Source organism: Blautia sp. AM23-13AC (genome assembly GCF_003435675.1).
In the GTDB taxonomy this organism is placed as follows: Bacteria; Bacillota; Clostridia; order Lachnospirales; family Lachnospiraceae; genus Fusicatenibacter; species Fusicatenibacter saccharivorans.
Genome location: NZ_QTUL01000019.1, coordinates 1 through 23,993 on the forward strand (window position 1 = coordinate 1; position 23,993 = coordinate 23,993).

At 42.2% G+C, this 23,993-nt stretch carries 25 protein-coding genes and 2 pseudogenes; 4 read left to right on the plus strand and 23 right to left on the minus strand.

Annotated features, from left to right (window positions below):
• Positions 1 to 69: 69 nt before the first annotated feature.
• The 11 genes from DW642_RS14810 to DW642_RS14865 form a co-directional block, all read right to left on the minus strand.
• Positions 70 to 483: a hypothetical protein gene (locus DW642_RS14810; protein WP_242991205.1), complete on the minus strand. Its 414-nt coding sequence runs from the start codon at positions 481 to 483 to the stop codon at positions 70 to 72.
• 229 nt (positions 484 to 712) lie between these two features.
• Entirely contained in the window at positions 713 to 1,177 is a 465-nt protein-coding gene (locus DW642_RS14815; RefSeq protein ID WP_055228706.1) for a low molecular weight protein-tyrosine-phosphatase, read from the minus strand.
• A gap of 185 nt (positions 1,178 to 1,362) precedes the next feature.
• On the minus strand, positions 1,363 to 2,562 hold the full coding sequence (locus tag DW642_RS14820; protein WP_109216664.1) for a site-specific integrase: 1,200 nt from the start codon (positions 2,560 to 2,562) through the stop codon (positions 1,363 to 1,365).
• Positions 2,563 to 2,672: 110 nt separating this feature from the next.
• Positions 2,673 to 2,906, minus strand: coding sequence for an excisionase (locus tag DW642_RS14825; RefSeq protein WP_055060291.1), 234 nt, complete (start codon positions 2,904 to 2,906; stop codon positions 2,673 to 2,675).
• Between the two features lie 241 nt (positions 2,907 to 3,147).
• Entirely contained in the window at positions 3,148 to 4,485 is a 1,338-nt protein-coding gene (locus tag DW642_RS14835; protein ID WP_117510819.1) for a virulence-associated E family protein, read from the minus strand.
• Entirely contained in the window at positions 4,454 to 5,098 is a 645-nt protein-coding gene (locus DW642_RS14840; protein ID WP_117510821.1) for a CHC2 zinc finger domain-containing protein, read from the minus strand. The genes DW642_RS14835 and DW642_RS14840 overlap by 32 nt, the downstream gene beginning before the upstream one ends.
• 64 nt (positions 5,099 to 5,162) lie before the next feature.
• On the minus strand, positions 5,163 to 6,743 hold the full coding sequence (gene mobQ, locus DW642_RS14845) for a MobQ family relaxase (protein WP_117510823.1): 1,581 nt from the start codon (positions 6,741 to 6,743) through the stop codon (positions 5,163 to 5,165).
• 184 nt (positions 6,744 to 6,927) lie between these two features.
• The gene (locus DW642_RS14850; RefSeq protein WP_004612768.1) at positions 6,928 to 7,149 is read right to left on the minus strand and encodes a DUF4318 domain-containing protein; all 222 of its coding nucleotides are present in this window, start codon (positions 7,147 to 7,149) and stop codon (positions 6,928 to 6,930) included.
• 334 nt (positions 7,150 to 7,483) lie between these two features.
• Positions 7,484 to 7,780, minus strand: coding sequence for a DUF3847 domain-containing protein (locus tag DW642_RS14855; RefSeq protein ID WP_117510825.1), 297 nt, complete (start codon positions 7,778 to 7,780; stop codon positions 7,484 to 7,486).
• Positions 7,773 to 8,114 carry a DeoR family transcriptional regulator gene (locus DW642_RS14860; protein WP_117510827.1) on the minus strand — a complete coding sequence of 114 codons (342 nt, stop codon included), beginning with the start codon at positions 8,112 to 8,114 and terminating at the stop codon, positions 7,773 to 7,775. The genes DW642_RS14855 and DW642_RS14860 overlap by 8 nt, the downstream gene beginning before the upstream one ends.
• Positions 8,111 to 8,299, minus strand: a complete 189-nt coding sequence (locus tag DW642_RS14865) for a hypothetical protein (protein WP_005930722.1) — start codon at positions 8,297 to 8,299, stop codon at positions 8,111 to 8,113. Before DW642_RS14865 ends, DW642_RS14860 begins: the two co-directional genes overlap by 4 nt.
• Before the next feature lie 484 nt (positions 8,300 to 8,783).
• Here DW642_RS14865 and DW642_RS14870 point away from each other — a divergent pair, with 484 nt between their 5' ends.
• Positions 8,784 to 9,590: a helix-turn-helix transcriptional regulator gene (locus tag DW642_RS14870; protein WP_055154162.1), complete on the plus strand. Its 807-nt coding sequence runs from the start codon at positions 8,784 to 8,786 to the stop codon at positions 9,588 to 9,590.
• Positions 9,591 to 9,696: 106 nt separating this feature from the next.
• Here the strand turns inward: DW642_RS14870 and DW642_RS14875 are convergent, their stop codons facing one another.
• The 5 genes and pseudogenes from DW642_RS14875 to DW642_RS14895 form a co-directional block, all read right to left on the minus strand.
• Positions 9,697 to 10,347, minus strand: a complete 651-nt coding sequence (locus tag DW642_RS14875) for a helix-turn-helix transcriptional regulator (protein ID WP_055060282.1) — start codon at positions 10,345 to 10,347, stop codon at positions 9,697 to 9,699.
• 121 nt (positions 10,348 to 10,468) lie between these two features.
• On the minus strand, positions 10,469 to 10,948 hold the full coding sequence (locus tag DW642_RS14880) for an MGMT family protein (protein ID WP_055154158.1): 480 nt from the start codon (positions 10,946 to 10,948) through the stop codon (positions 10,469 to 10,471).
• A gap of 105 nt (positions 10,949 to 11,053) precedes the next feature.
• Entirely contained in the window at positions 11,054 to 11,431 is a 378-nt protein-coding gene (locus DW642_RS14885) for a TnpV protein (protein WP_055060280.1), read from the minus strand.
• A gap of 346 nt (positions 11,432 to 11,777) precedes the next feature.
• Positions 11,778 to 13,433 carry a hypothetical protein gene (locus tag DW642_RS14890; protein ID WP_117510829.1) on the minus strand — a complete coding sequence of 552 codons (1,656 nt, stop codon included), beginning with the start codon at positions 13,431 to 13,433 and terminating at the stop codon, positions 11,778 to 11,780.
• Between the two features lie 98 nt (positions 13,434 to 13,531).
• Positions 13,532 to 13,999, minus strand: a pseudogene (locus DW642_RS14895) (tyrosine-type recombinase/integrase); the annotation flags it as partial.
• A gap of 338 nt (positions 14,000 to 14,337) precedes the next feature.
• On the opposite strand from DW642_RS14895, the gene DW642_RS14900 reads away from it, so the two are divergent.
• Positions 14,338 to 14,520, plus strand: coding sequence for a hypothetical protein (locus DW642_RS14900; protein WP_117510831.1), 183 nt, complete (start codon positions 14,338 to 14,340; stop codon positions 14,518 to 14,520).
• A gap of 380 nt (positions 14,521 to 14,900) precedes the next feature.
• Positions 14,901 to 15,278, plus strand: a complete 378-nt coding sequence (locus DW642_RS14905; RefSeq protein WP_330410162.1) for a DUF2800 domain-containing protein — start codon at positions 14,901 to 14,903, stop codon at positions 15,276 to 15,278.
• 313 nt (positions 15,279 to 15,591) lie between these two features.
• Here the strand turns inward: DW642_RS14905 and DW642_RS14910 are convergent, their stop codons facing one another.
• Complete coding sequence (locus DW642_RS14910; RefSeq protein WP_242991206.1) at positions 15,592 to 15,855, minus strand: HNH endonuclease; 264 nt, start codon at positions 15,853 to 15,855, stop codon at positions 15,592 to 15,594.
• 92 nt (positions 15,856 to 15,947) lie between these two features.
• Between DW642_RS14910 and DW642_RS14915 the strand changes: the two are divergent.
• A pseudogene (locus DW642_RS14915) lies at positions 15,948 to 16,190 on the plus strand (IS630 family transposase); the annotation flags it as partial.
• A 56-nt stretch (positions 16,191 to 16,246) separates the two neighbouring features.
• On the opposite strand, the gene DW642_RS14920 reads toward DW642_RS14915, so the two are convergent.
• From DW642_RS14920 to DW642_RS14945, 6 genes are all read right to left on the minus strand, one after another.
• Positions 16,247 to 17,650 carry a glycosyltransferase family 2 protein gene (locus DW642_RS14920; protein ID WP_117510833.1) on the minus strand — a complete coding sequence of 468 codons (1,404 nt, stop codon included), beginning with the start codon at positions 17,648 to 17,650 and terminating at the stop codon, positions 16,247 to 16,249.
• Positions 17,647 to 18,225 (minus strand): HEAT repeat domain-containing protein, encoded by a 579-nt coding sequence (locus DW642_RS15765; protein WP_147326132.1) that lies wholly within the window; start codon positions 18,223 to 18,225, stop codon positions 17,647 to 17,649. Before DW642_RS15765 ends, DW642_RS14920 begins: the two co-directional genes overlap by 4 nt.
• A gap of 509 nt (positions 18,226 to 18,734) precedes the next feature.
• Positions 18,735 to 20,714, minus strand: a complete 1,980-nt coding sequence (locus tag DW642_RS14930; RefSeq protein ID WP_242991207.1) for a hypothetical protein — start codon at positions 20,712 to 20,714, stop codon at positions 18,735 to 18,737.
• Between the two features lie 198 nt (positions 20,715 to 20,912).
• Complete coding sequence (locus tag DW642_RS14935) at positions 20,913 to 22,394, minus strand: CotH kinase family protein (RefSeq protein ID WP_158555033.1); 1,482 nt, start codon at positions 22,392 to 22,394, stop codon at positions 20,913 to 20,915.
• A gap of 1 nt (position 22,395) precedes the next feature.
• Complete coding sequence (locus DW642_RS14940; RefSeq protein ID WP_117510841.1) at positions 22,396 to 23,073, minus strand: DUF4956 domain-containing protein; 678 nt, start codon at positions 23,071 to 23,073, stop codon at positions 22,396 to 22,398.
• 11 nt (positions 23,074 to 23,084) lie between these two features.
• Positions 23,085 to 23,780, minus strand: coding sequence for a polyphosphate polymerase domain-containing protein (locus tag DW642_RS14945; RefSeq protein WP_117510843.1), 696 nt, complete (start codon positions 23,778 to 23,780; stop codon positions 23,085 to 23,087).
• Positions 23,781 to 23,993 lie beyond the last annotated feature (213 nt).

Here is a 23,993-nt window from a genome sequence, read left to right on the forward strand (position 1 = left end):
TTATGGCATAACTTGAAGTGAATAAAAAGGTACTCAGGTTCTACCGTTTACTTCCCGTCGTTGTGTCGATCAGCGCCGGAACGGTCGTTCTTCCCTGGTAATCATCATCAGCACGGTAATACGCCTCAGAGAGGAACTGATCGCCGAGCACCGGGTCGATGTGTTTTCATTGTAAACGTATTCCCAGCCAAGGTTTTTCTCATACGGGGCATGTTCTACCATATTGACGGAAATCTGATCTTCCAGGCCCTCCAGCTCTCTTACGATCGCCGCGCGGTTGGACCAGTGGCACAGCTTTGCCCAGCCGAGACGGTATCTCTTATTACCTTCTGCCTTCAGATCGTTTTCACCGTCGCCGAACGGAGTTGTGAAGTGATTCGGCTGTCTGCGGAAATAGCCGTTTTTGTCGATCTCCGATACGGTTTCTTTTGGTCTTACGCGGATTTTTCTTCCATTTACAATCTCATAATCATAATTCGCCATTGATTTTCTGCCCCTCTTTCGCGTGTTCTATCGAATGAATTTTCAAATAGGAAAGCTTTTGTTTTCCTATTATTCCGCTATGTTTTCTATGCAGTTATCATACCATATCTGTCTGGTTACGTCTAATTGCTAATTCTTTGGAGTGGCTATAGGATTTTCTTATATTAAAAGGCTAGTGCCGCATTCTCTGCAAATGGGCACTGGCCTTGTTTTCGGCGCTTTTTGTTTTTCAGATTTTTCCTTCCCGGCGCAGATACGCCAGAAAGCCGTTGCATCCCTCCACGACATCGCGGTACGTCGCCTCAAAATCTCCCGTATACCACGGATCCGCAATATCGCGGCCGGAACCGGTGAAGGAAAGAAATTTGTAAACCTTTCCATCCGGATCATTTTTCAGCATCCGGTTCAGATTGCGGATATTCGCGGTATCCATGCCGATGATGTAGTCGGCGCGCTCGTAATCCTTCCATGTAATCTGCTTTGCGTGATGCGGCACGAGCGGAATGTGCTCCTCGCGCAGTTTATTGACTGTCCCGTAGTGCGGCGGATTGCCGATCTCCTCGCGGCTGGTGGCGAAGCTGTCGATTTCAAAATTGTGGGCAAGGCCGAGGGAATTTACTTTGTGGGTGAATACGCTCTCAGCAAGAGTCGAGCGGCAAATATTGCCGTGGCAAATAAATAGTACTTTAATCATCTTTTCATATCTCCATTTAAGTCTTGTATTTCTTCTCAAACGCTTGATATTTCAGGGTTTTCCGACTTTTGAGTTTTCCTTTCTTTTCAAGGTATCTTCTCAAATCTTCTCGTATTTTCTTATATTTTTCCCTGCAATCTTGGTAAATCCGTTGGTAAAGCAAGCGTCCTTACCAACGGGCTTTTTTAACTATTCGCTATCCGATATACTTCTTCCTTTGCATCATCAAAATTCACATGGGTGTAAGTGTTCAAGGTTACACTGATGTCTGCGTGACCCATGATATACTGCAAGGTTTTCGGATTCATACCGGATTTTGCCATATTAGAGCAAAAGGTGTGCCTGCATACATGAGGGGTAACTTTCGGCATCTGGATGCGATAAATTTTATTATATTTCTGAATAATATGCTCCAGATACTTTTCCCAGTGAAGGGCAACCATCGGCATATCGTTTTTATCCAGAAACAAAAATCCTGCATATCCTTCCACCATCGGTTCAACTTTTGGTGTCTTGCGGTTGGCAATGATTCTGCGAAAACACGCTGCGACAGCTTCCGTCATCGGCACATAGCGGATGCCTTTGTCAGTTTTTGGTTCTTCAATTACATACTGCATCTGTGCAGTACGCTGTAACTGATGGTCTACCTTGATACGCATTTCTCCAAACTCGATTTCTGAAACCGTCAGCCCACAGAACTCTGAGATACGAAGCCCTGTGTGAAAAAGAATATAGATTGCATCATAGTATCTGCTAAAATGTTTATCTTCCTGAATAAACTTTAGCAAATCTCTCTGCTGCTTTCGGGTAATCGCTTCTCTGGTAACAGAATCATTGACAATGACGGATGCAAGCTCAAATTCAAATGGGTTTTTACGAAGCAAATCATCGTCTACCGCCATCTGAAATGCTGGTCTGAGGACTCCCCGGATAGAATGAATGGAACTGTATCCCCGCCCATCAATTTGTTGGAGCTTAATCAACCATGCCTTTGCGTCTGACAAACGCACCTTATCAATTCGCAGATTCCCAAAACTCTCTTTTTTCAGCATATTGATGACCGTTTTATATCCGGCAACCGTATTGTGACGAACTCCTGTTTTCAATGAAACGTACTTTTCTACCAGTTCCAAAACAGTATAGTTGCCACCGTTGGTTACGATACGGTCAAACAAATCCGCTTCAATCTGTTTTTCTTTCTCACGCAGGGAAGGCTCCCGCTTCTTCCCTTTTGGCATTGGGTCATTCTTGTCCAAACGCCAACTGTATACATTTTTCTCTTTTCCGTCCTCATCAATATAGCGGAACCGATACCTCCCATCTTTACGCTGGTACTCGCCCTCTCGCAAAATCCGATTACGGTTATCTCGTCTTTTCTCACTCATCGTGAACTCTCCTTTCAAAAAAGAGAGCCAGACTTGCACTCTTATCATAGCACAAATCCAGCTCTCCGCATAGTTATATCATGTGAAATCGGTAAATCTGTCAGCTCTGTTTACACAGCAGTAGCCTGATCCAGATACCGTTCAAATTTCTCACGCTTAATGAGGGCACGATTGCCGTTCATCACATAAAAATCCTCATTGGGATGTGTGTCAATAAGCGTTCTCAGTTTTCCTTCGCCGATATGATAATATCTGGCTGCTTCCTCAATGGTAAGCGTATATCTACGCCACACCGGAATATCTGAGTAATTATTTCCTTCCATGTTCATCTTATTATTTGCCATAGGCAGTTATCCTCCATACATGAAAACAGCCAGACAGAGGGTGTCGGCAACGAAGTCCGGCAACGGGCTTCAAAAGACCTTGCAAACAATCTCAATCTGGCGATGGTTACTATTTATACTTTTCTTTTATTTTTCTGTTGTTTTGGTTGTTATAAAGGAGAAAAGCCCGGAAATAAGGGATTTCCCCTGGCAACCGGCTCGGCAACGGGATAGCAACAGGGGGTGCAACGGGCTGTCCTTTTCAGAAGGGAAGCTCCATCTGTTCTGTGACCTCCACAAAACCGTCCATCGTTTTTTCAGACGGATTGCCGGATTCCGTTGCCGGGTTTTCACGCTCCCAGCCCTTTTGTCTGCCGTATTCGGAAAACATTCTTGGGTTCGGGAAGTACCGCCAGCCAGAAATGCACTGGTTCATAATCTCGTTGATTTCCCGGATTTCCCATTGCTTCGGCTCGTCAAAGGCATGGTTCAAGGCTTCCTTATAGAGCTGCTTGGAGCAGACCATGCTCCCGGTGTACTTATCAAGATACGCCTGTATCATCCCGGCTTTGGTGTCCTCCGGCATAAAATCCCGCTGGTGTTCTTTGAGATACCGCTGCATGGCAGGGCTGAAAGCCAGCTTGAACCTGCCGCTTCTGTAAATTTCCATCGCTTCTGCCCACATCTGCTCGATATAGGCTCTGGAAGCGGCTTCGTCCTCCAAAATGTGAACCTCGGCTTGCTCCGGGTACACCATGACGGGGATAAAGCGGCGGTTGCCGGAACGGTCAAGGGGCAGGAAGTCAAGGGCATTGGAAGTGCCGCCAAACACGCACTGACGGGGGCGGTCTGCTGGGTGGGTTTCATAGGGTATCTTGTAAACCTCTTTCTGTCGGCTTAAAAATGACTTGATTTCCTCAATGCTCTTGGCGTTGGCGGTTGCCATCATTTCCGACATTTCGATAATCCAGTGACCTTGCAGCTTGCGGTACACATTGTCATCGTCCAGCTTCCGCAAATCATCGGAGAACCACTCGTCCCGGACTGCCAGCAGACGGAAGAAAGTGGACTTGCCAGCCCCCTGACCGCCGACCAGACAGAGCATGATTTCAAACTTGCACCCCGGCTGAAAGGCTCGTGAGATTGCACCCAGCAGGAACAGCTTCAATGCTTCATAGGTGTAATCGTCTGCGTCAGCCCCCAGAAAGTGCCGCAGGCAGAAGCGGATTCGCTCTGTCCCGTCCCACACAAGGGAACTTAAATAATCCCGGATGGGGTGGTACTTGTTTTCATTCGCCACAATCCCGATGGCGTTATCAATCTTTTTCTCATTGGTAAGCCCGTAGGTTTCTTCCAGATAGAGAAGCAGATACTTCATATCTGTATCGTTCAGGGCGGTGCTTTCCCTGTGGAAGCCGATGGGCTTTATGATGTCCTTGCGGTCAGTCAGGATGTTGTATGCGATAGCCCCGGAAAGCAGCGGGTCACGCTGGAATACAGTCAGGCAGTTCCGTATGCTCTGACGGACACCGCCTTTCTCGGTAGTTTCCAGCCCCTCCTTGATTTCCTCAATGCTCTGGGGTGGCTGCATGGCGTTCATGGTGTTTTTTAGTTCTTGCTGCGTCTGCGGCGGCAAGCTCTGCCATTCGCTGTTCAAGCTGTATCACATCCTTTCCGTAGTCCGTAATCAAAGCCGCTTTTTCCTCTGTTTCCCCGAACAGCAGCACATCCAGCAGATACTCCACTTGGTCTTGCTTCTGTAAGGCTTCTATAAACCGGGGATGAAAGGCTTCCTCCGGGGAGTGTGGGGCGTAGTCCGTTCTCCATGCCCGAAGCAGATGGAGATAATCGGCAAGAATACGGAAGCAGCGGTTCTTTGCTTCCTGAAACTGTTCCTCCGGGGATTTCTGCCGGGGCTTTGGCTTTTTTTCCTTTCCCGGCGGTTTCCAGTCCTCATAGGAAAGCCCGAAGTCCTGTGCCAGCTGTACGGCGGCTTCTTTCTTTCTCAGCCCATACAGGGTGGCGGCAAAATCAATCACATCCCCATCCGCACCGCAGCCGAAGCAGTGGTAACGCCGATCCAGCTTCATGCTTGGGGTTTTATCGTTATGGAACGGGCAGCAAGCCATCCCGTTCCGACCTACATGGATTCCATAATGCTCCGCAGCCTGTCTTGTTGTGACGGACTGCTTCACAGCTTCAAATACATTCAAATCTATCCCTCCTTGAAAAAAGAAAAGCACCTGACATTCTCTGATTGAAAATGGCAAGTGCCTGTTAAAGTTCCATATCCTGTTGTCTGTGTTTCGTCTGTTCCTGGGCAGTTCTTTGTGCTTTTTTCTCGTCTGTCTTATCCTGCAAGACTTCCTTGATGGGCTGCTTCTTGGGCGGCTCTTTGCTTTCCTCTGTGCCGGGGGTGGCTTTCTGTACCCAGTAGCGGATATCCCGCAGCTTCTTCAAATCCTCCTGCACCTCTGTCAGCGGTACTTTCAGCTCTGCGATTTCGCTGAGAAGTTTTTCCTGCTCCTGTTGCAGTTCCTTTTGGGTGCTGTCCTTATCGTCCGGGTGCTTGGCAAGGTAGGCGGCGGCTTTCGCATACCGGGCGACCTCCGGGTGTTCCTGTTTGAATTTCTCCTTTGTTTTCTTGAAAAATATCTTCTGGTACTTCTCATAGACAGGCTTACATTCCTTGCAGTCTGTCCGGCTGGCAAGAATCCCGTCAATCACTTTGCTGCGGGCTTCCTTTGGCTTCATCTGATTGCGGTAATCTGCGGCTGATTTCCCGGAAGATTCCAGAAATACTTCTAAGTCCTCCACAGTAGAAAGCCCCTTTTGACGGAGATAGGACAGGGCTTCGCTGACTGCCTTTAAGTCCTGTGAAGTCCCCCGGTTCTGTCCAGCCCTTGTCCAGTCCTTCCGTTCTTCCTTTCGTATCTCCATATACTTCATCAGAAGATTTGGAAGAAGTGTTGCTTCCTCCGCCGCCTTTTGTGCAAGCAGCTCTTTCCGTTTTTCGCCCAGCTCGGTAATCCAGCCTTTGAGGTTTTGGATAAGCTGCCGGATGGACTTCATCAGATTGTTGGCAGCTCTGATTTCCCGGTTCAGGTTGCCGATATTCGTCTGGATACCCCGCTTTTCCATCTGCCGGACAGCAGCCCCCTCATGGACAGTAGGGACTATATCAAGCCCCTGTCTGGCATAGGAACGCAAGTCCACACGCTCCGGTCGGTCATTGGCTTCCAGATAGCGGTTCTGGATGACCTCCCATTCATGCCGCCAGATTTCGCAATACTTCTGGTCGTTCCAGTCCACCGTATCTTCTTTGTGGCTTTTCCACCTGCCGGATGGCAGCTTTATTCGTTCCCTGTTTTCATCAAGGGCATAAACCTTGCGGCTCTTGGGAAGCCATTTTCCATGTTCGTCCATTGCCCTCATAGTGAGCAGGACATGGGCGTGGGGATTATGTCCCGGCGGATGGGGGTCATGGATGGCAAAATCAGCAATCATGCCTTTGGAAACAAACTGCTGCTCACAAAACTCCCGGACAAGGACAGCGTACTGGTCGGGCGGTATCTCTCTGGGGATGGTAAGCACCCACCGCCTTGCAAGTTGGGAGTTCCATTGTTTTTCCACCGCTTCGGCGGCGTTCCACAAAGTATTGCGGTCTGCATACTCCGGCGGGGCATTGGCCGGGAGCAGGATTTCATTGTGGACGATGCCACGCTTTTCCGGGTAGTGCTTCACTTGCTGGTCGTATTCACAGAACAGCTTTTCGCCGCTTTGGTAAGCAGCGGCGGCAACAGCAGACTGCCGCTGGCTGCGCTGAACAATCGTGATTTCATTGTGTGGACAGGGCATTTCGTGTCCCTCCTTTCGGTAATTGGTGGATGGGGTGGCGTTTTGCCGCCTCATTTTGGGCAGAAAAAAAGCAGGAGACCTTTTTCAGATTTCCTGCTCGGTGTGCCGCTGTGTGGGCGGCGGGTATTTAGTTGTGAAAGTTCGGGACAAGCTGACCCGATGTGCGTAGAATAACAAACTGGATTTATTTTTCTTTACATTTTATGCCGTAATTTCCCCTACTACCATTTTCGTAGCCCCTATATATTTCATATCTTTTTCCATTTATCTCCACTTCGTCATCGTTAATAAACGTATAAGACTCACCATTTTCTTCACAATACTTTGAAATTGCTTCCATAGTTTTTGCAAGAGTTGGGTAATTGGCACTATCCTCATAAGGAACCCAAAAAGCTTTTTTAAACATATAAAATACCTCCTTCTAATTTGTTAAGTAATCCACGAATTTTCAAACCGTTATAAAATAATAGTATCATACAGCTTCGCAAAAATCCACTTATAACTTCAAATTGTCCCTTACTCTTTTCTATTTATCATGTAAGATTGTAAGCTTTTTTGACAACCCAGATGGCAAGTCCACAAAAGGGTAGCTGGTGGTAGCCAGCGCAGGGGAAGCGTAGCGTCCCCTGTATGATTTGGAGCAGACCATGACTGCGGAAAATCACAGCCCTCCGGCGAGGAGCCTTCGGAGAACGCAATGCACCAACCTCTGGGTGGTGTATAATTGCGCCCTTAGTAAACTAAGGGGTTTCCAGCTTCTCCCGTTCCAGCAGTTTTTTCAATAATTCCTGCGTGTCCTGCCTGTGAAAAATGAGTTTCAACAACAGCATGACATCATCATCTGTCAGACGTTCCGGTTCTTGCAGAAAACTTTCCAGCATACCGCCACGGGTACAGAGCCGGTGCGTCCGCTCCTTCCGGGTAAGCTGCTTTAGCTGGTACTGCAATGCCTTTTCATCATTGATGGCTTTCCGCAGTTTCTTTTCGCTTTTCTCCAACTCCCGGTTGAGTTTTTCCAGCTTTGAGGTATCAGGCAAGGGCAGCGTCCTCCTTTCCCGGTATCAGCACATAAATCATGTTTGGTTCTCCCACGCCCTGACGCACCCGCATGATAAGTCCGGCGGTTTCCAGTTCATTCAGAGAACGCTTGACCGTCATGGGGCTGCGAGACAGGACTGCGGCAATGCCTGTGATAGGGAAGCAGACAAACAGGATTCCGTTCTCGTCCTCCTGCCCTTTGGATAGCATAGCGTCCAGCATCCGGCAGTACATGACCTTTGCGGTGCTGCTGACTGGAAATCCTGTCAATGCTCTGGGAAATGGCATACAAGGCGGCAATGGTGTGTCTATCGTCATAAATTCAAAATTCATTCGGTGTGTTCCTCCTTTTTCTTTGCTCGTTTGGATAAATAACGGGGGCAGTCAATCACAACCGCCCGGAAGCTCTGCCTGCACCCATGCTGGCATTTCCGGCATAATTCGTTGTAAGTGACACGCCCCCGGTCATTGAGGTAAAAGGAAAGCTCATGCTTCCTCTTTTTGCTCATTCTCGGCATATTGCGCTTCCTCCCGTTTTAGTGTATGGTTTCGGGGCGATTTTCGGCAAAAACATAGCCATAGAGCCGCTTAAAATCTCCCGAAGTATCAGCGATAGGGTAGACTGTCCCCCTATCAGATTGTCGTGTTTCGGTATCATCTCGGTGTCAGTTCGCCAGTTCTCCCCGGTGTCGTTCCTCCCCTGAATCTCACAGCGGCGTATCGCTCCCTTTGGTACGCTCGTTTCGGTCAGGGTTCCTCCACATCCCTGCCAAAAGTCATGGCGCTACATCGCTGGGGAAGCATATCCCACACAGGCTGGTCATTCGATTGGAATAATCCATCGATGAACTACCTGTATCATAGAACATTTTTGTGCCCTGTGCCGTATGTCCACAAAGTAGGAATCAGGGGTAAAAATCAGAAATTTCCACGATTGCGGAATTGATATGGTATAATCAATTCAACGGTTATATATGTTGTCAAAAAGGGGGAGCTGCTTCAATGAACGGAGCTACTACAATACAGGAACGGCTAAAAGATTTACGATTAAACAAAGGATTAAAACTGGAAGAACTGGCAGAGCAAACGGGTATTTCAAAATCGGCTCTTGGCAGTTATGAAAAAGATGACTATAAGGAAATCAATCATGGCAACCTTATCCTGCTGGCAGATTTTTATGGGGTGTCCCTCGATTATCTCTTTTGCCGGTCAGAGAACAGGACAGAGATCAACACGCCATTAAGGGAGCTGCATTTGAGTGATGAAATGGTGGCACTCCTGAAAAGCGGTCGGATTAACAACCGCCTGCTCTGCGAACTTGCCACCCATAAGGACTTTATCAAGTTTCTTGCGGACATTGAGATTTATGTGGATGGGATTGCCACCATGCAGATTCAGAACCTCAATGCCCTTGTCGATACCGTCCGACATGAAATCATTGAACGGTATCGCCCCGGCGAAGATGACCCGCATTTAAAGGTGCTGCAAGCTGCCCATATCAGTGATGATGAGTATTTCAGCCACATGGTACGGGATGACCTCAATCTCATTATCCGGGATATTCGGGAAGCCCACAAAAAGGACAGCGAGAGCGCACCCCAAACTACCGTTGCCGATGAACTGAAAGAAAATCTGGAAGCAGTCGAAAATTTCAAGGGCAGTCGGGATGAAAAGCTGGTTGTTCTTTACTGCAAGCAGCTTGGTATCAACTATAAAAATCTGTCAGACGAAGAATTTCGCTGGCTGATTCGGATTCTCAAAAAATCAAAGAAAATGGGAACGCCTATCAGTCAGAGGAAAAAACGGTAAAGAAAAACCGCTGTTGCATGGTTTGTTAGCTTCCATGTAGCAGCGGTTTGTGCTGTGGTTATTCAGTTAAATTTTCAGAATAACAAGTTGGGATTTTTCTTGTTACTTATTTTTTTTGATTGTGGCGTTTCTTATTCCACAGTGAACCTACCAACATACCGATTGCAGAGATTATTGCTCCGGCTACAATCATTCCCAAGTCAGGGGCATTCAGTTTGTTAAAAGCAATGTTGTTTGCCATTTTGAATGTGCCATATTCAGCAAGCATATACATTACGCCAAAGAAAAGAGTGAATGCCCATTTTCCTTTTCCCCAAAAGTTATTTTTACCAATAACAATAGATACAATAAATGTGGATATAGGAAGAATAAACCAAAGAAACATCAAACTGTAACCCATAGCGTCACTTCCACTTGCAAAAAACCAGAACACTATCATTGCAAACGCCCAAATCAAGAGATAGGAGAGAATCGTAATAATCTTGTTTCTGTTGGCATTGCTTTTCACAACATTCGTACTTTCTTCAAGATAATCATAATAGCTTTTCATTTTTTGTTCTCCTTTCAATAGATAGTCAAGAGAGACATCGTAGCATTCGCTCATTTTAATGACGCTGATAATATCTGGATAGGATTTTTCATTTTCCCAATTTGAGATGGTCTGACGACTCACACCCAACAATTCGGCAACCTGTTCTTGCGTCAGCTTTTTTTCAATTCGGGCTGCCTTGATTTTGCATCCAATATCATGCTCCATGCCACTATACCTCCTTGCACTTTTATTGTAGGAAAAACACCCACTATTGTCTACAAAATAGCTTTGACATCACTTATTATGAGTGTCAAAATCCTTTTACATCTGCCAAATTCAAATTTACCTATTTCAAATCAAAGAGGGAGTTTTCATAGTCCTTTACATAGTATCGTACATTTTTACGCCCTTTTTGAATGATGGTGTGTCCTTCTGCTTCTAATTTTTCTTTTTGTGCTTCAATACCATTTGGGTATTTAGCATTTAGTTCTCCGTTTGCTTTCAATGTTCTCCAATAAGGCGTTTCATCTTCTGAACGCTGATAACTCGCCCATGCCACAATAGAAACAAAAATTCCTGCTGTAATCGGTTCTGTAAAATCTGCACTACTTAACTCCGCAAAGTATTCTCGTATTTTCCCGACGGTAATCACTTTACCATACGGAATTTTTTTCATTACTTTGTCATAGTCGATTGGCGGTGCAAAATACATTTTACTGCCACCATATTTTTCAATACTTTTCTGGTCTGTAATGATTTGAAATTTTGGCATATCCTTATTGTCGTGCAACATAGCATTAAAATCTTTCTTATCTTCGTTTGCCATTTCTGCCACCTCCTGCTTTAAGAATAATCTGTTTGTCATTTCTATGCAATGAGGCTGTTTGAAAAAACTTGACAACTTCATATTTGCTTAACTCTTAACATATCATTACGAATAAATCATCTCATGCAAAACAATTTCTTCTGCCCGGTTGTGAATGTTATTGCAACGCTGCACCCATTCCATTTGATGGGTACGCTTCAATTCCTCGGTTACGCCCTCGGCAGTTTTCATCTGTTCCATGATGATGTCTAACCGTTCCTGTGCCTGTTCGTTCAGGTCTGCAAGATATGTCCATAACTCCCCGGTCAATATCAATGTGTTCAATCTGGCTGGGTGGACTTCTCTTAAATATTCCTGATGTAGCCGTCCATACTTCCCAATGGGGCGGTGTTCCTCCGGCAGTTTCAAATCCGGGATGTAGTAATCTCCGACAAGGATATAATCAATTCCGTTTTCCGTTATTCTTGGTTTCAATTTGCTCATATTTTTAATCTCCTCATTCTGGTTTTGCAAGTCTGACTCTCCAGAAATATTGGTAAATCATTGGTAAAATTGAGAATGGAACACAAGAAATGCTATTTATAGAAGTATTTAAGACGATTTGAGACTTTTCATTCTGAACAGAAAATCCTGCCGTGGCAAATAAAAAGTACTTTAATCATAGTTTTATTTCTCCTTGTTTTGCCCTGAAACGCCCTGCTTTGCTAGGGTTTTCGGGTGTTTTATTAAATGCTCTGAAATTACAGATTGTGGCAAATCAGAGTAAGATTGAGCACGTTGCTACTACCTGTTAGTAGTAAAATTGGTAGTAAAATGAAGCTTCTTACTACTAAGCATTCTTGTGATATATCATCCTTATATTTTTAGAACCACATATCGGACATTTTTCTGGTTTCTCATGTATTGCCACATCATGATCTTGCATTAAACAATTTTCACAAAACAGATATTCTTTACTAAACAATGCTTTTCTTTTTGCCGCAAGTTGTCGCATTATTTCCCATTTGCTAGGATTTTTCCCTATAATAAAATCAGGCGTAATAAAAAGTGATGTTTTAACTTTCAAGAATGTATCATCCAATTCTGTTTCAATATATTCATAATCGTCATATAAAAAAATAACATATCTTCTTTCTCTTTCAGCTTTCCATTTGCTATCTTTAACAGAAAGAATCCAATATTGCAATATCTCCTGTAAAAACATTTTCTTATTATTGTCAGATAAATCAAACATGTCTATAACGCTAAATAAGTATTGTAATTCCGTCTTTGCTTCTTCAATGTCATATAAAACATCAAATGTTATTACTTGAGCTATATATGGTCTTTTCATAGTATCTGGCAAATCTGCGTCAGCGTCAGCCTTTTTTGTCAATGTATATAATCCAATAGGTCCAATCAGGTCCACAATTCTATCATTTTTATATCCATACAAACATTCTCCATAACCGTCTTGCATATGGCTATTATTTATTGACTTACTGAAACATGACACATAATAGTTTCGTGTCTCAGAAAAATCAATGTCTTTTATCCAGTCATAATGAATCCATGACATATCTTCAAACAATTCTGGAATAACTTTTTTCTCTCGCTCATCATTAAGCAGCTCTGTTTTCTTCATCCAAATTTGATGATTACTAATACTACTCTTTGCAACTTCTATTGGCAGATATTTACAAATATAATCATTGTTATACCCATTTCTCGATTTTAAAATGAAATTGCTTATCATCATCATAAGCACACCCTTAACTGGTCGAATGTTTGCAGGCTGCTTATTCATTCTAAGTAGTTTTGCTTCTATTGCTAATAATTTGTATAATTCTTCTCTTGTAAATTCCCATAACTTTTCTCTTTTACTTCCATGCATATTACTAATATCCAGTAACATAGATGTATATGAATGAGTCAAGGTATCAATCTCTTCTTCCGTTTGGCAGCTTTTTAACGTTTCCTCTACAATTTCTATTAATTGTTCTGCAAATGACTTATTCTTTTCTATTGTGAACTTTTGATACGCTATGTGATACAATCTCAGTGGGAACATAAGCCCCTGTTCATATGGTATTACACGATATGTATTTTCTTCATCACAATTAATCACAGGATTAAACCAAGAAGTAATTTTCTGTAATCTAGTTACCTGCGTTATAATATTGTATATATATGTTTTTAATGAAGATATTTGATATGCATTACCAACTAAATAGAGAAAATTCAGTATCCCAACTTCATACTCGGTTACACGAACCAATCCAGAATTCTCATTCAAATTCAAATCATGCTCACACGTTAAAGACAAAAGGACTTCTCTTGTCTTATAAGACGGATTTTTCCTAAATTCTTCTACACATTCACATAATGTATCTAAAATCTGTTCACGAGCATTCGCAGGCCATTTTTCTGGCTTCTCCGCTGTTTTTTCATCGTAATACATTTCACAACCATTCCTTTCATATGAAATCAAAACCGCTTTTCCCATCTTCCTAAATCACCCTGATTATATTATATCCTCTGAACCTACTTTTTTCCACAAAAATAACGCCCCAGTCTATACCAGAGCGTCATCCCATTTCCATATTATACAACTTTAAACACTTTCTGCGACATCGGTTTCTCCTTCTTCTGCTCAACCTCCGCCTGCGCCTTCCTAAACTCTTCCATACGTTTCAATTCTTCCTCAGCATCATCAAAACTGATATGCGTGTACACATTCATTGTAACACTTATATCCGAATGCCCCATGAGGTACTGTAACGTCTTTGGATTCATTCCTGATTTTGCCATATTGCTGCAATAGGTGTTTCGGCATACATGAGGTGTGATATTAGGCATCTGCACCCGATAGATATCATTGTATCTGCCGACCATGTGGTTGAATCGGTGCTGCCAGTGCATTGCCACAAGTGGCATTCCATTGTCATCGTAGAAAAGGAATCCACTGTAGCCATCAATGGATTTTTCCACTTTAGGAGCATTCCTGTCTTCGATGATTGCTCGAAACATTTCTGCCACATCTTCTGTTATCGGCAGCACTCTTGTTCCTGCATGTCTGCAAACATGAGGGGTAATATTGGACATTCATATTGGAGATTGCCAGATATGGTACCGGATCGGCATAGCCTTCCTGGTTTCTATAACCTACTCCCATAAGAATAGCTCCTTTCGTTAAATGGTAGAGATGTGTATTTATCTCTTCACTATCCCATGGACAGGAATCTGCGAATTGGGCGGCACTTTTTTTAATTTTTTTCCTTTGAGCGGGTTTCTTCTATATAAATGTAAAAATCCAATCCGACCACTTTAAATTTTTCTCCCGCCCTTTTTGGGATTTTGTGTCCATGGGATAGTGAAAGGAAAAGTCTTTCAGAAAGGCGGTGTAAACGATGGGAAATGTTACAGAAACAGATGCTGCCATAATCAGCGATGCAGAACTTGATAAGGAAATCTCAGATGTGCTGATTGCAATCAGTGTCATTACCAGACAGCTTGCAAAGAAAAACGCAGTCAACCATATGTCAAAGGAGGCAAAAGACGATGAAGGAAAAAGAATTGGCGAAGTTATTTAAGACCATTGCTGACAGCTTCACACGGCTTAGTGAAATCTACTCTTCCACAGAAGACGTGACACAGCCGAAAGCTCCAGCGAAAAAGTAAAAAACAGTCAAAGCAGAAAAAGTATCTGAGGCGGCGCAGGAAGTTTCTCCTGAAAAGGAATCCGAAACCATCACTTATACCAAAGAAGATGTCAGAGCAAGACTGGTTCAGAAGGCCAAGGCAGATGCCGGAAAGTATAAAGCGGATGTGAAGAAGATCGTAGCAACCTTTTCTTCCGATGGTACTCTGACCGGAGTTCCTGCTGATAAATACCCGGAAGTGATCGCAGCTTTGGAGGTGATCGGCAATGCCTAAACACGCATTGCTCTCCGCTTCCTCAAGTAAGCAGTGATTGAACTGCCCACCATCCGTAAGGTTATGTGCTGAGATCAGGGATCGGGCAAGTCCTTATGCACAGCAGGGAACAGATGCACATAAACTCTGTGAATACAAAGTTCTGAAAGCTCTTGGAAAATCCGGGCGTGATCCGACTGCAGATTTGGATTACTACGATGCGGAGATGGAAAACTGCACAGAGGAATACTGCAACTTCGTCATAGAACAGTTCGAAGAAGCAAAGAAACTTTGTAAAGATCCTCTGGTGCTTGTAGAACAAAGACTTGATTTTTCCAGATGGGTACCGGATGGCTTTAGAACGGGGGACTGCCTCATCGTAGCGGATGATGTACTTCACATCATTGACTCCAAATATGGTCTGGGCGTTCTATAACCTTTCCATTTTTCAAGTACATTTATATAATCCATTGATGGAAATTCTTTATCGTCAATGGTATATAACACATTTAATTTTTCTTCTGCCATTCCTACTTCCTACACTTTTCATCATTTTATAAGATTATAACATACAACATCTTTATCTGCCATTCCCCTTAGAGACTATCTATTCTATGCTAATTAACAAAGATGAAAAATTACAGGAATATAAATACCGCACTGATCCTCATAACAATAATTACTCTCTTCCTCTATAACAGAAAAACACACAGACCCTTATTACACTAACCATGAGTCTGTGTGTTTTTCTAATTTTGGTTTTCAATATAATTTGTAATAATTTCAGTGAGTAATTCATCGGGATTCCTGCCAAGCTTTTGAGCATGTTCGCGCAAACATTTAACTAACTCTCCAGGAATATGAAAAGGTTTAAATTTTTCAGGATATGCCCAACAACAAGTTTCACAATCTAACTGGCAATCTCTGCAAGCAGTACTTTTAAAGTTATTGCATTCATCACACAATGGTTGCCAATTTGAAATTTCATCACTTCCCCCTCTAAGTCTCGGCACTTTATGATCCTGCTGAAACCCTGTATCTTTCGGGGTTCTTCCACATGCAGCACATACATGGTTATATTTTGCAAGAAGAGGTTCAGAACTACCTTGCAACAAAACCAGAAGGACGCTACATGTTTGTATTTACACAAACCCATAGTTCCTGGCTAAATTTGATTGAAAGCTTTTTCAGCAAGATGACAAAGCAGATGCTGAAGGGAATTCGAGTTAATACAAAGCAGGAACTTGAAGACAGAATTTATAAATATTTCGATGAAGTAAATGCAGATCCAGTAGTCTATCATTGGACTTATAAGCCCGATGAAATTTCACCAGAAGACGTTTCGTAAAATGTAGCCAGTTATTTATTATTTGATCTACTAGATAAATTGACATAGTAATAAAACTATATTCTGTTCATTTTCTTTCTTTCCAGTTTATCCCAGTTCAGTTTGTTCTTCTTGTATCCCACAAATGCAGTCACACGGACAAACTCCAGATAAAAGCGGAGAAAAGTTGTTTCAAAAAAACAAGCAGTAATAGCAAGGATCAGCTCTCGAAAAGAAAACCTCTGGTCAATGGTATAGATTCTTGAAAAATATGCAGTTAATGTGAGTAAAATACCATACAGGGCATAGTATGCAAGAAATACCAGCATAAATTTCACATTCAGCATATCCATCATCACAGATAAAACCATTGTAAGTACACCCAAAAGTTCAATAAATGGTGACAATAATTCGTAAAGCAGAAAATAAAGATAGGATAAAAGTCCTACGGCTCCGTACCGTGGGTTTGCCAGCATTTTACGGTGTCCCCACATACACTGGAACAATCCTCTCTGCCATCTTTTCCGCTGCTTGCCTAATTCACTTAATTTTTCCGGAGTCTGCGACCAGCAGATGGCATCCTGTGCAAAATCAATCTTATATGGCTTACGATTCATGCGGCTGAATTCATGAAGTCTGACTACCAGTTCCATATCCTCGCCCATTGTACTGTTGTCATATCCGCCTACGGCAATCACTGTTTTTTTCTCAAATAATCCAAAAGCTCCGGATATGATCATGTTTGCATTGATTTTATCCAGCAGGATACGTGCTGCCAGAAAAGAACGGGCATATTCCAGGGATTGCATTCTTGCTATTATATTTCTGGGCAGCCTGTATTTTATCACATGACCTTTTTTTATGACAACACCATTGGCTGGGCGGACACTTCCACCAACGGCTATTACATTTTCGTCCTCCAGAACCGGGCGAACGATTTTCTCCAGCGAATCATGCTGTAAAATAGAGTCCGCATCCATACAGATAAACCAGGGATACCTGGCTGCATTGATTCCGGCATTTAAGCTGTCTGCTTTTCCTCCATTCTTCTTGCGGATCAAAGTAATGGGCACTTTCTGGTTCGGGCATTCATAAATTTCTTCCTCAGGCTGACATTGGATCAGATGACGGATCGGGCGTTCCACTCGCTCCATATGAAATGCATCAATCAGAACCTGAGATGTTTTGTCTTTAGAACCATCATCTATTACTATAATTTCATATAGTTTATAATCCAGGTTGAGAAGTGAAGTGACTGTATCCTTCACCGTAACCTCTTCGTTATAAGCCGGAACAAGAATGGAAACCGGTATGTAATAGCTTTGCCACAGTTTATTGTGCATCTGTTCAAGGCGGTATGATCTGTACAGCTCAATTGCGCCTGCTACAACCGACAAAAACAAAAAGCTGGAATATCCAATCAGGTATATAATAAAAAACAGATTGACACATTCCAGAAAAAAACGAAATGCATCGGTCATAAACCCGCCCTCCTTTGTACTTTTACTTCATCCAGCTGGTACTCTAACATTTCTTTTGCGTAGCGGTCATTTCCCTGTAAAATATCAGCTAATGCATCCCTGTCTGTATTCAGAACTGCAAGGCTTTTTGCAGCATTATAACGGACATACCAGTTTTTACTGGAAGTCTCTTTTTTCAAGATTTCCAGTGTCTGCGGTCCGGGATACACAGCAAGAGCAGAAATACAGGCATTCTGCAATTCCCAGAACCCTTCCTTTTCTTCTTCAGCGTGATGAAGCAGAAAAGAAACACTTCTTTCATCCTGATATCTGCCAAAATAGCGGACACATGCGATTTGAATTTCCATATCCTGGCTTGTTTCCAGCATAGACAGCATTTCATCCTTCCAGTTTGACGATGCATATCGAATATAATCCAACAAGCTTACCTGCATCCTTGGATGAAATTCACTCAATTTTTTCCAAAGAAGTGGTATCAGTTCTTCTTTTTTATCGAAGGAAAGAAGTCCATCTGCAAGTATTTTTTTATGCGGAAGCAGCTGCTCATTTGCATCCAGAAATGTCAATGCCTGCATAACCGCTTGTATATCTTCTGAACTGTATAATGCCCGCAAAGCATTCTCCCTGCAATAGAGACTTTTATTTCCAAGCAGGTCAAAAAGAAATGGGAAAACAATTTCCTTAGCCTGGAATTTCGTCATATGAAATATGGCAAATACATAAGCCAGGCAGGCCTTTTCCATATCCGGTTTTCTTTTATAAACCGGTATCAGTTCTTCCATCAGCCGACTTACAGATGCTATTCCCTGCTGGAATTGTTCCGGCATACTGTTTTCAACTTTAGATAATGCTTCACTGAACGTCAGAAGTCTGCTGGCTGAATGAAGCTCTTTAACCAGCCTTTTTTCCTGCTTTTTATTTTCCGTTATATTTTCTGAAAACAACTGTCTGTATTCTTCGCAATATCGTTGTTCCCTCCTTTTCAGAACACAGGAACGATATCTTGAAATTATCTCTGTAAAGCAGTTAAAAATGATAATCCCCACACAGACAATAAAATAAAAAACAATCACAAGCTGCGCTATCATTCGTATTCCTTTCCTGTCCAGTATGTCTTCAGAACCTGGTATGCTTCTTTTAATCTTTCATGGTAGGATACTGTATTCTCCCATCCTTTCAGTTTAAGGCCTCCCATCTCGATTGTATTTCCTTCTCCGCCAAAACCTATAAACATCTCTTTGATCCCCACTGATTCAATGCCATAATTTCCGTCATAATAATCATCATGGATCTGCATTCGGGACGGATCAGAAAAATTCAGCAGCTGCCATGGGATTCTAATTTCCACATCATCTCCATTACAGATAAAATCTGCCCTGGAATCATAAGCAGATGCAGATGGATTTCCATTACCATAATACAGCTTTCCACTTTCAAAGGTTTTTAACGGTGTGGCAGCATCCTGATACTGACCAATAACATCCCGTAATACCATGCTGATATTTTCGAATACAGCGCTGTCCCTGGCTGGTGGATCAATATAAGGATCTTTTCCTGTAATATCTTCCTCATAATTGGCATGAATGGGATTATACCGATCCTGAACCAACAGACGAGTATTATCTTTTCCATTTAAGATCAGTACAAAATCTGCAGGTCTTTCAAATTCTGCTGTACAATTTTCCATACGGGTACTGCCTGTTTTTTTGGTCGTATCAACCGGAACATACAGCGTGTCATTTTCCAGATCAAAGTCCTTTTTATGGAGATATAAATAAACACCGGAGGCATCATACTTCACACTGATGAAAGAGCCGTCTTCATATTGGATCACCCTATCTTTATCCGTCCATTCGGAAGTATCACCGTCCACGTAACAAACACTTTCTTTTTCCCCACAGTCAAATGCCAGCAGGCCAAAATGCTGGTCATTTGTCTGAGCATCTTCCCAGTAAATATTACGGCTTAAATCTACAGCATACATGGTATTCCAGGTATGCTTGAACCATTCATCCTGCCAGGAATAGACACAGCCTCCGGAAAGTCTGGCAGCCATAATGTCTTCATAACAATCTACCAGAATCTTTCCCTGTTCTTTTTCAGAATAGTATCCAAGTCCTCTGCTGGTCACCTGATTCTCATGAATCTCACCTCGTCCTGTGGCTGCACCAAATTCAACAGCCAAAACCGGCATTGTATGATGTTCGTTTAAAAGTCTTAAATATGCCCGATAAGTATTCCGTTTTCCGTCAGGAGTGATACAGTCACTAAAGTCAATCTTTTTATCAGACAAGCTGTTCCATGTTGTGTATTCCATACAGGAAAAGTAATCCTGATCATATGGAGATGCACTGTAGCTGGCAAACTGACCTGATATAAATTTATCAGTTGCAGTTATATGTTCTGTGTCGATCCGGGCACATTTTCTGAAATATTCTGCAATCTCTTTAGGATAATCAAAGGGATCTGTTGCATTTCCACTGGAAAAGGAGATCAGACGCTGCTCATCATATCTTGTTGATTCATAGTGCAGCATCCTGTCACCTATTTTGGCAAGCAGGGATTCAAAGGCAGAGGCATCTTTTGAAGCAGTAAGATAGGTTCCTTTATAAGGTTCCATATCCGGATATTTCTCATCTGTATATGCAACTGTTGTATCTTCCCATCCATTTCCGATAATATATCCCAGCACCCATTTCGAGACATCGTGTAAATAAAGTCCTGTACTTGTATCTGCATCATTATTGATGATAAGTCGTTTTCCATGGATCACATCTACAGTGACCAGGCAATTATCCAGAAGCTTTCCTGCAAAGGAGTCGGCATATGCATCCACTCGGGAGTTCTGTATATAATCATTTACCCAGATTCCCTGAAGTAAATATAACGGCTCCTCATGTTGGGAATTGTATTCATAGAACGCTTTATAAAAAGACGGATTCTGGACAGAATAGACTCTCAGCGTATTTGCTCCTGCTTCCTGGATCAGCTGAAACCAGTGCAGATAGGTTTCTTTGGTGATCGCATAATCTGTAGACCATTCACCAGGAATACCGCTTCCCATATCAATTCCCCTGACTTCAAATGGTTTCCACTTATCTTTGTCCTTTATAAGTATCTCTTTATTCTCAGTCCGGACAAATGTGTTTATATGATTGTCCCGGTCTGAGTCCATATAAAATCCGCCATAAAACACAGCTATAAATCCAATAAATAGAAGCAGAATGATGGCAGATATGCTGATAATAAATCGTTTCATATTTTAATCATTAACCTCATTATACTGCTTTACACGGGAGGATGCTGAATACTGACGCAGAGTCTCAATGTTTTCATCCAACCATTTTCCTCTGTTTCGCAAGTAACCTTTTAACTGTCCTTCAGCGGCAGATCTGCTGTCCAGATTTCTTGATACCGGAACCAGAAGTCCCTTTGCCTGCTGTTCTACACTTCCCCATCGTGCATCGTTTCTTGCAAGAGCTGGTGCGATAAAATCAAGGGTTTCATCGATATAACGATAAAGTGATTCCTCACTTAACAGACCTTTTCGCAAGGAATGATATCGCTGGATGATCCGTTCAGTAAAATCCTCATCTTTGATAAGCATTTCAAACCATAATCGGTTGTTCAGGAAAAATCCAGTATAAGGAAGTTCCTCCTCGAAATAGTTATTACAGGCATTATTAAAATCCCATACACACATATGATACAGATTATCTGTTCCCTTATAAATATAAGTGGAATAGTTTCCGGCATCTGCATTACTGGAAAGCTCATTGATAATAAAGTAATCTACAAAGCTGTCTACATCTATCATAGAAGTGTAGCCATGTTTTTCCCTGTCATAATCATATGAGTACAGAGTTTTTTCAAAATTTGAAAAATCCTGCCGGATTTCTTCTATCAGTCTGGCATCCCTGTTCCTGCTTCCGGGATATTCTATCTGCAGCATGAAGGGGGTTTTGTAGGTATACGTTGTAAAGCTGTTTAAAGCTTCTTCGCCCGCATGCTGATGATCCAGGCGAAGCAGGTATCCGGAAAATGTGCTGCGCTTGGCATTTACACGAAGTCCCAGCCTGGCGCCATCTTTTCCGCCGGTTATCATTTCAGTCATTACATATAGACCTTCATATTCACCATTAAGAATTACTTCGCAGAATCTTACATTTGGCGCATAAGACATCATTTCTCCGGCAAGATTGTAAAACATATAATTTCGTATGGCTGTTTTATCGAGCCAGGGACCGTATAATACCCATTCATGGTGCGCATCCATTCCCATAATGGAAAGCGGATTGTTTTCCCCTTTTTTATCTACAAGTCTGATGGCATAGCTTGGCTTATCAAACTCTCTTGAGGAATTACCTCTCATTCGTATGCGGATTGCAGAAGATACATCTGCCGTTTCATTTGCATGATGGTACTCTTTGCTGTCATTTCCGATTATATCCATCTGAGCAGCAATTGTAGTTTCCCCATCAGCAGCACGTGTATAAATGCGGTTGTTTCCATCATCCTTAATGGGTCTTCCCGGGATTACCACCCCATCTGTATCAATTTTGACAATCGGAAGATATGTACACAGACCGCCATCCGCAGGATCCGTACATGGTTCCTGGGGAATTTCCTGTTCATGCTGATGAATTCTCTCTGTTTTTCGGTAGTCCTTATAAAACAATGGCGCAAAAACGGCAATCAGAATAACCGCAAAGCAGCATGTAAATCCTATTATTTTATATTTCATATCAGTTATAAATCTCATCGCTTTGAGCTACAATATTAACACTTTCAATTTGTCCAAGGTTATAGAAATCATCTGTTAAAGCCGGATGCTGTTTCTGAACTTTTTCCAGTATTTTTCTGGATAATTCATAAATGTACTCAGCATTCTCCTCTGTCGTATTTTTTACCCGAAGAACGGCACCAGTCCCAAAATAACGAAAGACCTGGGATTCTATATTTTCACAGCGGCTTCTTTTTGCACGGATGATCAAAAGCATACGGTTATCACTGCGGATTGCTCCCATGATAAGAAAGATAATAAAAATAGCAGAACTGCCTACTGCAGCAACCAGATAATCTCCAACTCCACAACATATTCCCACAATGATCGTCCAGAAAATATATACAGTATCTCTGGAATCTTTTATTGCAGTTCGAAAACGCACGATAGATAATGCACCGACCATACCAAGCGACAATGCAATATTGTTTCCTATGACAGTCATAACTGTTCCTGTCATAACAGTCAGAACGATTAGTGTTACTCCAAATTTTTTACTGTAAATCGTTCCCTTATGTGAGATCACATATGAAATAAAAATAAACAGACCAATGACAGCACTTACCAGAATATGCATTGTAATTTGCTGCCAGGTCATATCCCCCTGCTGGGCAAGCAGGTTATAAATCGTCTCTTTCATTTCCTTTCCTCCTAAAATCTGTAGTCACAGCCAATTTGTCTTGCCATACAGTATTTGCTCACAGAAAGCTCGCTTTTCTGAACGGGCAGAAGCATATGCTTGATATAGCTTAACAAAAAACCGTTATATTTTACTTCCAACACTACAGCAAAAGGAGACATTACACTGTTTAACACCAGATTTCTATCAAATATATTGAAATTTACTTCATTAGCCCGTATTCCAGAATCAAAAGTTATTCGAATAGAATTTTCCGGCGCGATAAATGCAAATCTGTCATATTCTACAACTGTTTTAGGACGGTATGCCCACATTTCCATAATTGAATAACATTCCTGTCCAAACTCACTGCCACTGTTTAAAAGTACAGAATAATCACCCTCAATGAGAGCCTGCGCTTCCCTTCTGGATAATCTTAATGATCGCTTCCGCTGATAAGGTCCCTGCTTCTGCTTCATTTCAAACAGTGCAAAATCCGCATCAGGACTATATACCCGCAAACGAAACTTCCTTCTTAACTCCAGACCATCTTCCTTTTCCTGAAAATCCCGATTTGACAAAGAATCAAAGTACAAAGAACGTACCTGATAACCATCCGGTCCGTTATGTGAGTCAGTATGAACCACATTTGACAAATAATTCCGAAGTTTTAATGCTTCTGCCTGATTAAGTAGAAATTTCTTTTCTTCCCGCAGTACATCGCGCACAGTATTATTTCCTCCTGCTTTTGCTTTTTAGTAAATACTACAATAGTATACATCCATAATTTTTTTTGTCCATATATGGAATAAAACTTTGTAGTATACAATGAACTCTCGATAAAATCAACATTTATTGACAATATATACCAAAAGATATGATATTTTATAAACAAATATATAAAAATCATAATGGAAATGGGGATTCCTTATGAAATGGGG

Bases quoted from the DNA above. Each gene is read 5' to 3' on its own strand.
- DW642_RS14810 (WP_242991205.1), bottom strand. From the start codon at position 483: ATGGCGAATTATGATTATGAGATTGTAAATGGAAGAAAAATCCGCGTA.
- DW642_RS14815 (WP_055228706.1), bottom strand. From the start codon at position 1,177: ATGATTAAAGTACTATTTATTTGCCACGGCAATATTTGCCGCTCGACT.
- DW642_RS14820 (WP_109216664.1), bottom strand. From the start codon at position 2,562: ATGAGTGAGAAAAGACGAGATAACCGTAATCGGATTTTGCGAGAGGGC.
- DW642_RS14825 (WP_055060291.1), bottom strand. From the start codon at position 2,906: ATGGCAAATAATAAGATGAACATGGAAGGAAATAATTACTCAGATATT.
- DW642_RS14835 (WP_117510819.1), bottom strand. From the start codon at position 4,485: ATGAACGCCATGCAGCCACCCCAGAGCATTGAGGAAATCAAGGAGGGG.
- mobQ (WP_117510823.1), bottom strand. From the start codon at position 6,743: ATGCCCTGTCCACACAATGAAATCACGATTGTTCAGCGCAGCCAGCGG.
- DW642_RS14850 (WP_004612768.1), bottom strand. From the start codon at position 7,149: ATGTTTAAAAAAGCTTTTTGGGTTCCTTATGAGGATAGTGCCAATTAC.
- DW642_RS14860 (WP_117510827.1), bottom strand. From the start codon at position 8,114: ATGAATTTTGAATTTATGACGATAGACACACCATTGCCGCCTTGTATG.
- DW642_RS14865 (WP_005930722.1), bottom strand. From the start codon at position 8,299: ATGCCGAGAATGAGCAAAAAGAGGAAGCATGAGCTTTCCTTTTACCTC.
- DW642_RS14870 (WP_055154162.1), top strand. From the start codon at position 8,784: ATGAACGGAGCTACTACAATACAGGAACGGCTAAAAGATTTACGATTA.
- DW642_RS14875 (WP_055060282.1), bottom strand. From the start codon at position 10,347: ATGGAGCATGATATTGGATGCAAAATCAAGGCAGCCCGAATTGAAAAA.
- DW642_RS14880 (WP_055154158.1), bottom strand. From the start codon at position 10,948: ATGGCAAACGAAGATAAGAAAGATTTTAATGCTATGTTGCACGACAAT.
- DW642_RS14885 (WP_055060280.1), bottom strand. From the start codon at position 11,431: ATGAGCAAATTGAAACCAAGAATAACGGAAAACGGAATTGATTATATC.
- DW642_RS14890 (WP_117510829.1), bottom strand. From the start codon at position 13,433: ATGGGAAAAGCGGTTTTGATTTCATATGAAAGGAATGGTTGTGAAATG.
- DW642_RS14900 (WP_117510831.1), top strand. From the start codon at position 14,338: ATGGGAAATGTTACAGAAACAGATGCTGCCATAATCAGCGATGCAGAA.
- DW642_RS14920 (WP_117510833.1), bottom strand. From the start codon at position 17,650: ATGACCGATGCATTTCGTTTTTTTCTGGAATGTGTCAATCTGTTTTTT.
- DW642_RS15765 (WP_147326132.1), bottom strand. From the start codon at position 18,225: ATGCAGGCATTGACATTTCTGGATGCAAATGAGCAGCTGCTTCCGCAT.
- DW642_RS14930 (WP_242991207.1), bottom strand. From the start codon at position 20,714: ATGGGAAGCGGTATTCCTGGTGAATGGTCTACAGATTATGCGATCACC.
- DW642_RS14935 (WP_158555033.1), bottom strand. From the start codon at position 22,394: ATGAAATATAAAATAATAGGATTTACATGCTGCTTTGCGGTTATTCTG.
- DW642_RS14940 (WP_117510841.1), bottom strand. From the start codon at position 23,073: ATGAAAGAGACGATTTATAACCTGCTTGCCCAGCAGGGGGATATGACC.